Genomic DNA, 14,034 nt, shown 5'->3' with positions numbered 1-14,034 from the left:
AATCAAATGAATATCAGCGCTGCAATCACGCGCCGAATGTTCTTCTTGGTCTTTTCTTGCCAATTCCGAAGCGTTTCGTAGTTGACACCCTTGATGCCATAACGGCGTATGCCGTGATGAGACATTTCATATGCGTTCCCAACTTTGATCGGAGCAAAGCTGAAATTGACCAGGCTGGCATCCAGTGAAGCGCCCACCAACGAGTTATTGCGTACGGGGGTGTTGGTTCGATGGAAAGTGCCGATCACCAGGCTCGAATCGTTACGCACCGACTTCTTGAAAGAGCTTACCCGGTTGGTTTCCTCGACCAGCGCATTAATGTCGATTTTGCTGGCCGTAAGCTTGACATCCTTGGCGTGGATCTCGACGTCGCTGTGATGGGTATAGACGGTATCCAGCTTGGTAGTCTTGATCTGGGAGTCCTGGAAAGTCAGTTCGACGTCTTTATGCACCGTCACATTGAGATTGCCGTCGATGTCCAGCCCGGCGCTTGTCACCGTGCCGCCAGCGGCGGCGTTCACCGCCGCCAGCTCGGCCTGGGCGGCCAGCGGCTCCGGGATATTCGCGGTGTCAAAGGCTTCCCGCATATCGGCCAGTGCGCGATCCAGCGGAGCTTTTTCATGCGCGGGAATGGTGACTTCCCTGTCGGCAATGTATCGCTCGATATCGCTGGAATCGGGTATTTGATCCTCGTCGTGATAACGCAGCACCCGATCGGCTTCCTGGGCCAGGGTGGGCCGCGGGCCCGTTGCATCCTGATAAGTCTGGCGCGCGGCCGCGGAAGCCGCCGTCTCGGGCGAAATGCCCTGGTCGTAGTATTCCAGGGCGCGCTTCTCCGCGCCGGCCTCTAAAGCCGGATTGCCGTTTGCACCTTGCCGGGCATATTTGGCAATGATGTCCCGGATAGTCTGGTCGTCGGGCGCCTGGCCACCAGCGGCCTCGGTCAGGTCGGCGATTTCCTTGGCGACGCCGTCTCGTACCGTGGTGGGATCGTAGGGGTCGGTCATGTGCTCTTCCCTTGTGGCGAAACCCGCCTAGCCGACATTGCCAAATATGGTTTTGTTGAAATTCCCGACCATGATCGAACCATAGGCGCCGATCAATGAATGCCCGACCGCGCCTATCTCGTTGATGCCCTGTACACCTAGCTGGGTAGTGGTCAACACCCCCTTGGTCGATGTGACCACGGTACCCGTCGTATCCTTGGTAACGGGCCCTACCGTAGTCTCGGAATAGGCTTTCCGGTTCACCGTGGTCTGTCCCTTGAGGGTCACGCTGGTCTCTTTCGCGACCTCCACCGCCAGCGACCCCGCCTTGATGCTGTAGTGTTTGCTGACATCCACGCTGTAGTTGGAACCCACCGTGTGGTTGTGATCGTTCACGACTTCATGGCACATGTCTTTTTGCGCGCGCTGATGCACCAGTTCGTTGCCCAGCGTGTCGTCGAAGATCATCTTGTTGCACATGGTCGGGTCGCCGTACACCGACTGGCTGCGAAAGCCGCTCTGGTTCGCGTTGCCCGGCAGCTCGACGGGCGGCATGTTGTTGGCGTTGTACACGCGGCCGAGCACCAGCGGACGGTCGGGGCATCCGCCGATGAAATCGACCACAACCTCGTCATTGATTCGCGGCAGCTGCAACCCGCCGAAGCCGCCGCCCGCCCAGGGGCTGGATACCCGCACCCAGCACGAGCTGCTTTCGTTCTTCTGGCCGTAGCGGTCCCAGTGGAACTGCACTTTGATGCGGCCGTATTTGTCGGTCCAGATTTCCTTGCCGGCGGGGCCCACCACCCGAGCCGTCTGCGGACCGTGGGTGCGCGGAATGGGCGTGACGCGCGGGGCGCGAAACTGCACGCTGGACGGCAGCGCCGAGAAAGACTCTTCGTAGAATTCTTCCGAGCCGCTGTTGGTGGAATAGCCGCCCACGCTCATGCGGTAGTTCACCGACACCACCAGGTATTCGCGGTTCTCGGCCTTGCGGGGATGGTTTCTCAGCGTGAACAGGTGGCCCGGCGCCAGGCCGCGGGCATTGCTCATGCCAAGGTCCTGCTCCTGGATGCTCTGCAATTCTTCCAGGCGCACACGCGCATATTGCTCGCCGTGCTGGGCCTCCTGGAAGCCGCCCTGCCATTCGAACATTTCCAGGTTGCCCGGCTCGGACCCACCCGCGCGCTTGGACACGGCGTCCAGGCTGGCGCCCGGCTTGGTGAAATCGTAGTCGACCGTGGCGTAGCCGTCGGGCGTGACCTGGGCCGAGATTTCCCACATCGATATGTATTCTTCCTGCGGCGTGGACACGCGGTCGGGGCCGTAGTAGGGAATCGATTCGTAGCCCGGCACGGGCTCGTGCGAGCCGATGTCGTCGGTCATGACCAGCGTGTGCTGGTCTTTGTCGTGCTTGAAGTAATAGTAGATGCCTTCATGTTCCATCAGGCGGCTGATGAAGGCGAAATCGGTTTCCTGGTACTGCACGCAGTATTCCCACGAGCGGTAGCTGCCCGTGAGCTTCATCTCGAAGGGATAGCCGTATTCGCCCAGTACTTCCTTGATGATGTCGGGAACCGTCTTTTGCTGGAAGATCTTGTTGTCCGAGGTTTGCGTCAGGTACCACAGCCACGGCCGCACCGTGGCCTTATAGATATAGTTGCGCGAGGTGCTGCTTTCGCGGCCCACCATGACGCAGCGCACGATCTGCCCGCTCAGGTAGCGGGCTTTCAACGAGGTGGCCACTTCCAGCGTCAGGGGCTTGCCGAGCAGCTGTTTCAGATCCAGGTTGAAATTGTCGGCCAGCAGCTCTACGTCGTATTCAAACAATTGCGACAGGCCTTCATGGCCTGTCATCTGCTTGAATACCAGGCTGCCTTCCAGGGGAGTGTGGGCAATAATGGGACGGGACTGGATGATGCTGGGAATATCCACAAATACTCTCCCGAGACTGTCTTTTCACGGTAAATGCAGGGGCCGCCCTGCGGTGTTCATGCGGATGTCATGCTGCCTGGATACACTGCGCCGATTAGGGATTACCCGCGCAAACTACTTGAAGTGAAAAGCCGCCTCAAGGCGGTTTTCCCTAATAGATGCAACAAATCTATAACTGCTGAAAACACCGACTCAAAGGCGACTGAAGATTGCCTGCTGCAACACGGCATTTGCTCACACCGGACATCACGCCGGCGGACTGTCCCCGCAATTTATTGTTACCAGAAACCGGGGCCACGTTCCTGCTACAGTGTCGGCCGTCTACCGTCTTTTCCGGCGCGCCGCGCGCCGTTGCCGTGCCTGCGCCTGCCCCTACCCCCGCCCCTTTTGTCGTGCTGGACGCCTGCGTGCTGATGTCCGGCATCGTGCGCCGCCTGATGCTGCGCCTGGCCGCCAGCGGCGTCTACCAACCCGTGTGGAGCGAGCGCATCGGCGTGGAATGGCGCCGCAATGCCGCCCGCCTGTGGGCGATTCCGCCCGACGTACTGGACGATCAATGGGCGGAAATGAACCGGCATTTTCCGCAAGCCACGGAATCCGACCTGCAGGCCTACGAAGCCGGCCTGCGCTACAGCGACCCCAAAGATTTCCACGTGATCGCGGCCGGACTGGCGCGGCGGGCGCGCTGCGGCCAGCAGCAACCGCCCCAGGTGCTGGTGGCCACCTGGAACCTGAAAGACTTCAGCCGCTCGGAATTGCGGCGCCAGGGGCTGGACGCGCTCAACCCCGACCGGCTGCTGTCGTTGTGGTGGCAGGCCGACGCCGCGAAACTGCGTGACGCGATCCGCGCCGTGCCGGACGATTACGTGGCCTTGGGCCGCGAGCCGGAGCCCCTGGCTGCCACGCTGCATCGCGAACGCCTGTACCGCCTGAAGGCCTTGGTGGCGCGCGACGGGCTGTAGGGCTGCGCGCGGCGCAGGCGCCCTGCCCGCGAGCCAGTCAGTGGTCGTGGTTGCTGGCCGCGAAGCCGGCGGCATTGAGCACGTTGATGACTTCCTGAATGTGCTCGGGCCCGCGCGTCTGCAACACGAAATCCACCTCCACATTGCGCACCGGCAGGGCCGTGAAGGCGCGCTGGTGGTGCACTTCGGTGATGTTGGCCTGGGCGTCGGCGATGAGCTTGGTGGCGTGCGCCAGTGCGCCCGGCAAATCACGCAGGTCGACACGGATGCGGGCCAGGCGGCCGGCGCGCACCATGCCGCGTTCGATGAGCTCGCCCAACATCAGCGGATCGATATTGCCCCCGGTTAGCACCAGCGCCACGCGCTTGCCGCGAAACCGGTTGGCCGCCGCGGCCTGGTCGTGCAGCAGCGCGGCCAGTCCGGCGGCGCCGGCGCCTTCGACCACGGTTTTCTCGATTTCCAGCAGCACCACGATAGCGTGCTCGATGTCGGCTTCGCTGACCAGTTCGATGCGGTCGACCAGTCGCCGCACGATTTCCTGGGTGATGACGCCGGGCGATTTGACGGCGATGCCCTCGGCGATGGTGTAGTGACCCGGCGTCATGGCAACGCCGCGCATGGCGGCGTACATGGCCGGAAAGCGTTCGGTCTGCACGCCCACGATTTCGATGCCCGGCTTGATGGCGCGCGCCGCGGTGGCGACGCCGCTGATCAGGCCGCCACCGCCAATGGCGATGACCATGGCGTCGAGGTCGGGCTGGTCTTCCAGCATTTCCAGCGCCAGGGTGCCCTGCCCCGCGATGACGGCGGCATCGTCGTACGGGTGGATCATGACCAGGCTGCGCTCGCGCGCCAAGTGGTAGCCGTGCGCCTGCGCGTCGTCGAAGGTTTCGCCAAGCAGCACGACCTCGGCGCCGAAGCGGCGGGTGTTGGCCACCTTAACCGTGGGCGTGAAGCGCGGCATGACGATGACCGCCGGCACGCCCATGCGCTGCGCGTGGTAGGCCACGCCCTGGGCGTGGTTGCCGGCCGACACGGCGATGACGCCCTTGGCGCGCTCGTCCGGGGTGAGTTCGAGCATGCGGTTGAGCGCGCCGCGCTCTTTGAACGAGGCGGTGAACTGCAGGTTTTCGAACTTCAGCCAGACCTCGGCGCCCAGGATGTCGGACAGCGTGCGCGAATGCGTGAACGGCGTCTTGTGGACCTGCCCCTGCAAGCGGGCGCGGGCGGCTTGAATGGCGGCGAGATCGATCACGGTGGGGGCCTGTAGACGCTCAATCGGGGCGCGCCTGGCGCCCCGGAAGCGGGCTTGCATTTTAGCGTACCGGCAGGAAGTTGAAGAACAGCAGACCCTGCGCGTAGTTGATGCCCACGCGCCGGGCATTCTCGCCCAGCAGGTTGGCGATCAGGTCCAGCCTGCCGATGATGGCGCCGAACTCGCGCTCGAAGCTCAGGTTGGTGGCGGTGGGCGACATCTCGTTGGCCAGCAGCAGCGGCTCGCCGCTTGCGTCGCGGCGCGAGGCCAGCAGCCAGGCGGCGGCCTCGACGTTGCGCGCGGCGTTGTAGATGCGCTGGCCGTCCAGCACATCAGACAGGTACATGCGCGTCTTGTCGTTGTGGGCGGCGATAAGGGTGTCGGCCAGGCCGTAGATGAACGCCGCGACACGGTCGCGCGGATAGGCCGGGTCGAGCGACACGGCCAGGATCTGTATGTCGCGCAGGCCGCTCAGGCCGGGCGGCGGCGTGCGGTTTTCGATCATGGCGCGCACCCGCGCCACGGCGGCCGGCTGGTCGGCCATGCCGGCCTTGCGCCATTCGCGCGGGTTGCGGCGGTAGAGCTTGTCGAGCAGGGTATACAGGCTGGCCAGGTTGTCGCGGATTTCGAGCGTGACCGTGCGGTTGAAGTCGGTTTGCGCGAACTGGTCCATGGACATGTCTTCGCTGCGCGGGCCGACCGCCGCCGGCTGGGACACACAGCCCGCCGCCAGCGCCAGCGCGCAGCCGGCCAGGGCCCGGATTGCCAGCCGTGGCGTCAGCATGCGCGGAAGAATCCTGTGCCGGTCAATGCCTGCTCCATACATAGAGTCGGTGCCGGCAACTGGCCGGCGCGTCCAGAATGTACCGTAGATGCAATAAAAACGGCACCTTGCGGTGCCGTTTTTTCGGGCTGGGAAAACGCGAAGCTTATTCGGCTTGCGATTCCGGCTGGGCCGCCGGTTCGGCGCCCCCAGCCTGCTGCTGCTCGATGCCGCCGATAGCCTTGACGGACAGGCGCAGACGGCCCTTGTCGTCGGCCTCGATGACCTTGACGCGGACCTGCTGGCCGACCTTCAGCACATCGTTGATGTTGGCGATGCGGTAGTTGGCGATTTCCGAGATGTGCAGCAGGCCGTCACGGCCCGGCAGCACTTGCACGATGGCGCCGAAATCCAGCAGGCGCAGCACCGAGCCGTCGTAGACCTGGCCGACTTCGACATCGGCCGTGAGCTCGACGATGCGGCGCTGGGCTTCCTTGGCCTGGGCTTCGTCGACGCTGGCGATGACGATGGTGCCGTCATCGGAGATGTCGATCTGCGTGCCGGTTTCTTCGGTCAGGGCGCGGATGGTGGCGCCGCCCTTGCCGATGACGTCGCGGATTTTCTCGGGATTGATCTTGATGGTGAGCATGCGCGGCGCAAAGGCCGACAGCTCGCCGCGCGAGCCTTCCAGGGCTTCGCGCATCTTGCCCAGGATGTGCAGGCGGCCTTCGCGGGCCTGGGCCAGCGCCACTTGCATGATTTCCTTGGTGATGCCCTGGATTTTGATGTCCATTTGCAGCGCGGTAATGCCGTTCTGCGTGCCCGCCACCTTGAAGTCCATGTCACCCAGGTGATCTTCATCGCCCAGGATGTCGGTCAGGACGGCGAACTTGCCATCGTCGAGGATCAGGCCCATGGCCACGCCGGCCACGTGATCTTGCAGGGGCACGCCGGCGTCCATCATGGCCAGCGAGCCGCCGCAGACCGAAGCCATGGACGAGGAGCCGTTGGATTCGGTGATTTCGGACACCAGACGGATGGTGTATTGGAAATCTTCGTGGGCCGGCAACAGCGACACCAGGGCGCGCTTGGCGAGGCGGCCATGGCCGATTTCGCGGCGCTTGGGCACGCCGATGCGGCCGGTTTCGCCGGTGGCGAAGGGCGGCATGTTGTAGTGCAGCATGAAGCGGTCGCGGTATTCGCCCATGAGCGCGTCGATGATCTGCTCGTCTTGCTTGGTGCCCAGCGTGGCCACGACCAACGCCTGAGTTTCGCCACGGGTGAACAGCGCGCTGCCGTGCGCGCGCGGCAGCACGCCCAGGCGGATCTCGATGGGACGCACGGTGCGGGTGTCGCGGCCGTCGATACGAGGTTCGCCGTTCAGGATCTGGCCGCGCACGATGCGGGCTTCGAGGTCGAACAGGATGTTGTCGACGGTGACGGCATCGGGCGCATCCTGGCCGGCGGCGGCAGCCTGCTCGGCCAGCGCGGCGTGCACGTCGGCGTAAACGTTGCGCAGCAGCGCGGTGCGAGCCTGCTTCTGGCGCTCTTGGTAGGCGGCAACCAGCTTTTCTTGGGCGGCGGCCGTCACGGCGGCGATCAGGGCTTCGTTCTTGGGCTCGGGCTGCCATTCCCAGTCGGGCTTGCCGGCGTCGCGCACCAGATCATGGATGGCGTTGATGGCGGCCTGCATTTGCTCGTGGCCATAGACCACGCCGCCCAGCATGACGTCTTCGGACAGTTGCTTGGCTTCGGATTCGACCATCAGCACGGCATTTTCGGTGCCGGCGACGACCAGGTCCATTTGCGACGACTTCAGCTGCGTAGCGGTGGGGTTCAGCACGTACTGGCCGTCGACGTAGCCCACGCGGGCGGCGCCGATGGGGCCGTTGAACGGAATGCCCGAAATGGCCAGCGCGGCCGAGGCGCCGATCATGGCGGGGATGTCGGGATCGATTTCCGGGTTGACCGACACGGTGTGCAGCACGACCTGGACTTCGTTGTAGAAGCCTTCAGGGAACAGCGGACGCAGCGGGCGGTCGATGAGGCGCGAGGTCAGGGTTTCTTTTTCCGACGGCTTGCCTTCACGCTTGAAGAACCCGCCGGGGATGCGGCCCGCGGCGTAGGTTTTTTCGATGTAGTCGACGGTCAGCGGGAAGAAGGTCTGGCCGGGCTTGGCCTTCTTGGCGGCCACGACGGTGGCCAGCACGACGGTGTCGTCAACCGACACCAGCACGGCGCCGGAGGCCTGGCGGGCGATTTCGCCCGTTTCCAGCACGACCGTATGCTGGCCGTATTGGAACGATTTGGTCACTTTATTGAACATGACGAGGATTCCTTACAAATGAAAAACCGTGGCCGCCGCGACAAACGTCGCACCGGCCACGGTTGCGTCATGGGGAGCCTGCCCCGTCGATCACTTGCGCAGACCGAGTTTTTCGATCAGTGCGCGGTACGAATCGGGATTGCGGCCCTTGAGATAGTCGAGCAGTTTGCGACGACGGCTGACCATGCGCAGCAGACCGCGGCGCGAGTGGTGGTCCTTCATGTGTTCTTTGAAGTGACCGGTCAGTTCGTTGATGCGGGCGGTGAGCAGAGCCACCTGGACTTCGGGAGAACCGGTATCGCCCTGGGCGCGTTGGAACTGCGCGACGATGTCGGCTTTTTTGATGTCGGCTACGGACATGTAATGACCTCTTCGGACTTGCGGCAGGGCCGAGGCGCCCAGCCGTGGTTTTAAAAAAACGGCAAAAGCCGTGATGCTTGGGTACTGCTTGCTTATCTACACTACTGCGTTCAACTAGCAATTTGCCCGGCCATGCACACAGGCCGGGCAAATCAGGCGAGCATTATAGCTGATTCGCTAGAATTGCCCTATTGAGCGGGTGCTTGCCCTGGCGAGCCCCGTGCCGGCCCATCGGAGACCCGGGATGAACTGTAACATTTTTCGTCTGGCCCGCTGCGCTGCCGCCCTGGCGGCGGCCGGCGCCCTGGCCGCTTGCAGCAACCTGGCCCAGGTGCCGCCGGGCACGCCCCTGGCCGACGTAGCGGCCCAATACGGACGGCCGAACTTCAGTTGCGATATGGCCGGCGGCGGCCAGCGCGTCATCTGGACCCAGCAGCCTTACGGCCAGTATGCGTGGGGCGCCAACGTGGCGGCCGACGGCCGGGTCGACCGGGTGCTGCCCATTCTGACCGACGCGCATTTCAAGCTGCTGGCCAAGGGCGCGTGGACGGCCGACCAGGTGCGCTGCGAGTTCGGCCCCCCGGCCCAGGTAGACGAAGTGGGGCTGCCCAGCGTGCGAGAGGTGGTGTGGGCGTACCGCTATAAGCAGTCGGGCGTGTGGAATTCGCTGATGTACGTGTACATGGGCCGCGACGGCCAGCGAGTAACGCGCTTTCACCCCGGCCCCGACCCGATGTACGACGACGACTGGCGCTGGCGCTAGCCACGCGCCGGCGAGTGGCCGCGCCCGCCCGGGCGCGGCTGGGCGCTATTCGACGTGCGAGCGGCGCTCTTGCTGCAGGCGCCGGGCGCGGTTCCAGCGCCAGGCCATGATCACCCAGCCCGACAGCCCGTACAGCACGAACAGGCCAAACAGCACCACCGGGGGGTCGCTGGACACGAACACGAACACGGCGACCACCAGCAAAATGCCCCAGAAAGGCACGCTGCGCCCCAGGGCGAAGCTCTTGCCGCTGAAGAACGACGCGTTGGACACCATGGTGACACCCGCGTACATGGTGACGCAGAACGCCACCCAGGCCATGACGTTGTCGTGGATGGGCAGTTTATTGTCGATGGCCAGCCAGACGAAACCCGCCACCAGGGCGGCCGCGGCCGGGCTGGGCAGCCCCTGGAAGAAGCGCTTGTCGACCACGCCGATGTTGGTGTTAAAGCGGGCCAGGCGCAGCGCCGCCCCCGCCACGTAGACGAACGCGGCCAGCCAGCCCCAGCGGCCCAGGTCGTTGAGTATCCATTCATACATGACCAGTGCCGGCGCCACGCCGAACGAGGTCATGTCCGAGAGCGAGTCGTACTGTTCGCCGAACGCCGACTGGGTGTTGGTCAGCCGCGCCACCCGGCCATCCATGCCGTCGAGCACCAGGGCCACGAAAATGGCGATGGCGGCAACTTCGAAGCGGTCGTTCATGGCCTGCACCACGGCGTAGAAGCCGGCGAACAGGGCCGCGGTGGTAAAGGCATTGGGCAGCAAATAGATGCTGCGGTGGCGATTTTCGGAATCGCGCATGGAAAAATTGGGCATAGTCACTGAATATGGCGGCGGATAACCGAAAGGTTAACTCATCCCGGCCGCCTTGCGGCCCCGCCGCATGCATAGAAAAACGGCATCCCTGCTCGGGATGCCGTCCGGTAGATGAACTGGCCAGTTCGGCGCCTGACATCCCTGGCGGGGAGTCAGGCACCTGCCGAGGCGCCTGGCGGCGCGATCAGTTCTTGGACTTGTCCACCAGCTTGTTGGCCGCGATCCAGGGCATCATGGCGCGCAGCTTGCCGCCAACCTGTTCGATTTGCGACTCGGCGTTGATGCGGCGGCGCGAGGTCAGCGTGGGAGCGCCGGCGGCGTTTTCCAGGATGAACTTCTTGGCGTACTCGCCGGTCTGGATGGCGACCAGGGCGTCGCGCATGGCCTGGCGGGTCTGCTCGGTGACGATCTTGGGGCCGGTCTCGTATTCGCCGAACTCGGCGTTGTTCGAGATGGAGTAGTTCATGTTGGCGATGCCGCCTTCGTAGATCAGGTCGACGATCAGCTTGAGCTCGTGCAGGCACTCGAAGTACGCCATTTCGGGCGCGTAGCCGGCTTCCACCAGGGTATCGAAGCCCGCCTTGATGAGTTCGACCGTACCGCCGCACAGCACGGCCTGTTCGCCGAACAGGTCGGTTTCGGTTTCTTCGCGGAAGTCGGTTTCGATGATGCCGGCACGGCCGCCGCCGTTGGCGCTGGCGTACGACAGGGCAACGTCACGGGCCGAGCCGGATTTGTCTTGGTGCACAGCCACCAGGTGGGGCACGCCGCCGCCTTGGGTGTAGGTGGAACGCACCGTGTGGCCGGGGGCCTTGGGCGCGATCATGATGACGTCGATGTCGTCGCGCGGCACGACCTGGCCGTAGTGCACGTTGAAACCGTGGGCGAAGGCCAGCGCGGCGCCCGCCTTGATGTTGGCATGCACTTCGTTGCGGTAGACCGCGGCGATGTTTTCGTCGGGCAGCAGCATCATGACCACGTCGGCGACCTTGACGGCCTCGGCCACTTCTTTCACTTCGAGGCCGGCGTTGGCGGCCTTGTTCCACGAGGCGCCGCCCTTGCGCAGGCCCACCACGACCTTCACGCCCGAGTCGTGCAGGTTCAGCGCGTGGGCATGCCCTTGCGAGCCGTAGCCGATGATGGCAACGGTCTTGCCCTTGACGAGGGAGAGGTCGCAGTCTTTGTCGTAGAAAACTTTCATGTCGTGTGCTCCGGATTGTGCGATTTTCGGGTGATTCTAGATGGTTTGTGGCAGGCCCGGGGGCCTTCAGAGTTTCAGGATCCGTTCGCCGCGCCCGATGCCGGACACGCCGGTGCGCACGGTTTCCAGGATGGCGCTGCGGTCCAGGGCGTCGATGAACGCCTGTACCTTTTCCTGCACGCCGGTCAGCTCGATGGTGTAGGACTTGTCGGTGACATCGATGATGCGGCCGCGGAAAATATCGGCCATGCGTTTCATTTCCTCGCGTTCCTTGCCGACAGCGCGCACCTTGATCAGCATGAGCTCGCGCTCGATGTGCGCCCCTTCGGTCAGGTCGACGACCTTGACCACATCCACCAGGCGGTTCAGGTGCTTGGTGATCTGCTCGATGACCTCGTCCGACCCCACCGTGACCACGGTAAGGCGCGACAGGGTGGCGTCTTCGGTGGGCGCCACGGTCAGGGTTTCGATGTTGTAGCCGCGCGCAGAAAACAGGCCCACCACGCGGGACAGCGCGCCGGGTTCGTTTTCCATGAGCACGGAAATCACATGTTTCATGGTCGCCTCCTTACAGGTCTTCAGAGCCGAGCAGCATCTCGGTCAGCCCGCGGCCGGCCTTCACCATGGGCCACACGTTTTCGGTGCGGTCGGTGATGAAGTCCAGGAAGACCAGGCGATCCTTGTGCTTCTTGAATGCTTCGCGCAGCGCCGGCTCGACGTCGGCCGGCCGCTCGATGCGCAACCCGACGTGGCCGTAGGCCTCGGCCACCTTGACGAAATCGGGCAGCGAATCCATGTACGACTCGGAATAGCGCGAGCCGTAGTCGATTTGCTGCCACTGGCGGACCATGCCCAGGAAGCGGTTGTTCAGGCAGACGATCTTGGGCGTCAGGTGGTACTGCTGGCAGGTGGACAGTTCCTGGATGTTCATCTGGATGGACGCCTCGCCGGTAATGACGGCGATGTCCGTGCCAGGATTGGCCATCTGCACGCCCATGGCGTACGGCAGCCCCACCCCCATGGTGCCCAGGCCGCCGGAGTTGATCCAGCGCCGCGGCTTGTCGAACTTGTAGTACTGCGCGGCCCACATCTGGTGCTGGCCCACGTCCGAGGTGACGAAGGCGTCGCCGCCGGTCACTTCCCAGAGTTTTTCCACCACGTACTGCGGCTTGATGACTTCGTCGGAATGGGCGTACTTCAGGCATTCCTTGGCGCGCCAGGCCTCGACCTGCTGCCACCATTTGTCGAGCGGCGCGGGCTTGGCATCGGCGCGCGCGGCGTCGTACTGCGCGCTGAGATCGGCCAGCACGTCTTTAACGTTGCCCACGATGGGCACGTCGACCCGCACGCGCTTGGAAATGGACGACGGGTCGATGTCGATGTGGATGATCTTGCGGGCGTTCTGCGCGAAATGCCGCGGGTTGCCGATGACGCGGTCGTCGAAGCGCGCGCCCACCGCCAGCAGCACGTCGCAGTGCTGCATGGCCATGTTGGCTTCGTAGGTGCCGTGCATGCCGGGCATGCCGACGTACTGGCGGCTGGTGCCGGCCATGCCGCCCAGGCCCATCAGGGTGGTGGTGCACGGCGCGCCCAATTGCTCGGCCACGCGGCGCAGTTCAGCCGAGGCATCCGACAAAATGACCCCGCCGCCGGCGTAGATCATGGGGCGCTCGGCAGCCAGCAGCATCTGCACGGCCTTCTTGATCTGCCCCTGGTGGCCCTTGTTGACCGGCGCGTACGAACGCATGCTGATCTCGCCCTTGGGCGGCACGTACTTGCAGGGCTGCAGGGTGACGTCTTTGGGAATATCGACCAGGACCGGGCCGGGACGGCCGGTGCGGGCAATGTAGAACGCCCGCCGCATGGTCTCGGCCAGGTCTTTCACGTCGCGCACCAGGAAGTTGTGCTTGACGCACGGCCGGGTGATGCCGACGGTGTCACATTCCTGGAAAGCGTCTTCGCCGATGGCCGCGGTGGGCACCTGCCCACTGATGATGACCATCGGGATCGAGTCCATGTAGGCGGTGGCAATGCCGGTGACGGCATTGGTGACGCCCGGGCCGCTGGTGACGATGCACACGCCCACTTTTTGCGACGCGCGCGAATACGCGTCGGCGGCGTGCACGGCGGCCTGTTCGTGGCGAACCAGGATATGCTGGAATTTGTCTTGCTTGAAAATCGCGTCGTAGATGTACAGCACCGCGCCGCCGGGGTAGCCGAAAACGTGCTCGACGCCTTCTTCGGCCAGGCAGCGCACGACGATATCGGCGCCTATGGTTTCCATGTTGTATTCCTTTCAGTACCGGCCCTGTTTTCCCAACCGTGGCACGCCCGGATACGGCGGCAACTGAACCCGGACCGGCGACGGCAGCATGATCTGGCGCTTTGAGACTCACGGAGCCTCGCCACCCGGACACCCTGCCGACCCGGCACGCGTTCGTCGGGAACGCAGCGCAAACGCCCCTGGGGGACGCTGGAGGTCGAAATGGAAGCTTTGGCAACACACGCTTGTGGCGCGGCCAACAGCAAGTTATTACTGGCGCACAGCGCCCGGAATGTAGCCCGGGCAGCCGGTAGGCCTGCGCGCCGGTATCGGATAGGCAGACCGGCGCAAGGCAGCAAATTTACCGCGTTGCGGGATCGGGGGCAAATCGGGGGGGCGGGGGC

At 64.1% G+C, this 14,034-nt stretch carries 12 protein-coding genes; 2 read left to right on the top strand and 10 right to left on the bottom strand.

Annotated features, from left to right (window positions below; all coding sequences use genetic code 11):
* Window positions 1-2 precede the first annotated feature (2 nt).
* Together BPET_RS08195 and BPET_RS08190 are read right to left on the bottom strand one after the other, a co-directional pair.
* Complete coding sequence (locus BPET_RS08195) at window positions 3-1,007, bottom strand: hypothetical protein (protein ID WP_012248538.1); 1,005 nt, start codon at window positions 1,005-1,007, stop codon at window positions 3-5.
* A 27-nt stretch (window positions 1,008-1,034) separates the two neighbouring features.
* Entirely contained in the window at window positions 1,035-2,918 is a 1,884-nt protein-coding gene (locus BPET_RS08190; protein ID WP_012248537.1) for a type VI secretion system Vgr family protein, read from the bottom strand.
* A gap of 413 nt (window positions 2,919-3,331) precedes the next feature.
* On the opposite strand from BPET_RS08190, the gene BPET_RS08185 reads away from it, so the two are divergent.
* Complete coding sequence (locus BPET_RS08185) at window positions 3,332-3,880, top strand: PIN domain-containing protein (protein WP_041863702.1); 549 nt, start codon at window positions 3,332-3,334, stop codon at window positions 3,878-3,880.
* Between the two features lie 37 nt (window positions 3,881-3,917).
* Here the strand turns inward: BPET_RS08185 and BPET_RS08180 are convergent, their stop codons facing one another.
* From BPET_RS08180 to rpsO, 4 genes are all read right to left on the bottom strand, one after another.
* Window positions 3,918-5,135, bottom strand: a complete 1,218-nt coding sequence (locus BPET_RS08180; RefSeq protein ID WP_012248535.1) for a threonine ammonia-lyase — start codon at window positions 5,133-5,135, stop codon at window positions 3,918-3,920.
* 61 nt (window positions 5,136-5,196) lie between these two features.
* Window positions 5,197-5,919 (bottom strand): hypothetical protein, encoded by a 723-nt coding sequence (locus BPET_RS08175; RefSeq protein WP_012248534.1) that lies wholly within the window; start codon window positions 5,917-5,919, stop codon window positions 5,197-5,199.
* A gap of 145 nt (window positions 5,920-6,064) precedes the next feature.
* Window positions 6,065-8,224: a polyribonucleotide nucleotidyltransferase gene (pnp, locus tag BPET_RS08170; RefSeq protein ID WP_012248533.1), complete on the bottom strand. Its 2,160-nt coding sequence runs from the start codon at window positions 8,222-8,224 to the stop codon at window positions 6,065-6,067.
* A gap of 90 nt (window positions 8,225-8,314) precedes the next feature.
* On the bottom strand, window positions 8,315-8,584 hold the full coding sequence (rpsO, locus tag BPET_RS08165; RefSeq protein ID WP_012248532.1) for a 30S ribosomal protein S15: 270 nt from the start codon (window positions 8,582-8,584) through the stop codon (window positions 8,315-8,317).
* Between the two features lie 220 nt (window positions 8,585-8,804).
* On the opposite strand from rpsO, the gene BPET_RS08160 reads away from it, so the two are divergent.
* Window positions 8,805-9,347 (top strand): hypothetical protein, encoded by a 543-nt coding sequence (locus BPET_RS08160; RefSeq protein ID WP_407921176.1) that lies wholly within the window; start codon window positions 8,805-8,807, stop codon window positions 9,345-9,347.
* A gap of 45 nt (window positions 9,348-9,392) precedes the next feature.
* On the opposite strand, the gene pssA is transcribed toward BPET_RS08160, so the two are convergent.
* From pssA to BPET_RS08140, 4 genes are all read right to left on the bottom strand, one after another.
* The gene (pssA, locus tag BPET_RS08155; RefSeq protein ID WP_012248530.1) at window positions 9,393-10,166 is read right to left on the bottom strand and encodes a CDP-diacylglycerol--serine O-phosphatidyltransferase; all 774 of its coding nucleotides are present in this window, start codon (window positions 10,164-10,166) and stop codon (window positions 9,393-9,395) included.
* Between the two features lie 184 nt (window positions 10,167-10,350).
* Window positions 10,351-11,367: a ketol-acid reductoisomerase gene (ilvC, locus tag BPET_RS08150; RefSeq protein ID WP_012248529.1), complete on the bottom strand. Its 1,017-nt coding sequence runs from the start codon at window positions 11,365-11,367 to the stop codon at window positions 10,351-10,353.
* A 66-nt stretch (window positions 11,368-11,433) separates the two neighbouring features.
* Window positions 11,434-11,925 (bottom strand): acetolactate synthase small subunit, encoded by a 492-nt coding sequence (gene ilvN, locus BPET_RS08145; RefSeq protein ID WP_012248528.1) that lies wholly within the window; start codon window positions 11,923-11,925, stop codon window positions 11,434-11,436.
* Window positions 11,926-11,935: 10 nt separating this feature from the next.
* Window positions 11,936-13,651 (bottom strand): acetolactate synthase 3 catalytic subunit, encoded by a 1,716-nt coding sequence (locus tag BPET_RS08140; RefSeq protein ID WP_012248527.1) that lies wholly within the window; start codon window positions 13,649-13,651, stop codon window positions 11,936-11,938.
* Window positions 13,652-14,034: the final 383 nt, after the last annotated feature.

Source organism: Bordetella petrii, from assembly GCF_000067205.1.
GTDB lineage: Bacteria > Pseudomonadota > Gammaproteobacteria > Burkholderiales > Burkholderiaceae_B > Bordetella_A > Bordetella_A petrii.
The sequence above is the reverse complement of the archived record's forward strand: the minus strand, read 5'-3'. Positions and strand labels throughout refer to the sequence as shown.

Excerpts from the sequence above, each read along its gene's own strand:
- ilvC (WP_012248529.1), bottom strand. The coding sequence starts at position 11,367 with ATGAAAGTTTTCTACGACAAAGACTGCGACCTCTCCCTCGTCAAGGGC.
- BPET_RS08140 (WP_012248527.1), bottom strand. The coding sequence starts at position 13,651 with ATGGAAACCATAGGCGCCGATATCGTCGTGCGCTGCCTGGCCGAAGAA.
- BPET_RS08185 (WP_041863702.1), top strand. The coding sequence starts at position 3,332 with ATGTCCGGCATCGTGCGCCGCCTGATGCTGCGCCTGGCCGCCAGCGGC.
- BPET_RS08195 (WP_012248538.1), bottom strand. The coding sequence starts at position 1,007 with ATGACCGACCCCTACGATCCCACCACGGTACGAGACGGCGTCGCCAAG.
- BPET_RS08175 (WP_012248534.1), bottom strand. The coding sequence starts at position 5,919 with ATGCTGACGCCACGGCTGGCAATCCGGGCCCTGGCCGGCTGCGCGCTG.
- pssA (WP_012248530.1), bottom strand. The coding sequence starts at position 10,166 with ATGCCCAATTTTTCCATGCGCGATTCCGAAAATCGCCACCGCAGCATC.
- ilvN (WP_012248528.1), bottom strand. The coding sequence starts at position 11,925 with ATGAAACATGTGATTTCCGTGCTCATGGAAAACGAACCCGGCGCGCTG.
- rpsO (WP_012248532.1), bottom strand. The coding sequence starts at position 8,584 with ATGTCCGTAGCCGACATCAAAAAAGCCGACATCGTCGCGCAGTTCCAA.
- pnp (WP_012248533.1), bottom strand. The coding sequence starts at position 8,224 with ATGTTCAATAAAGTGACCAAATCGTTCCAATACGGCCAGCATACGGTC.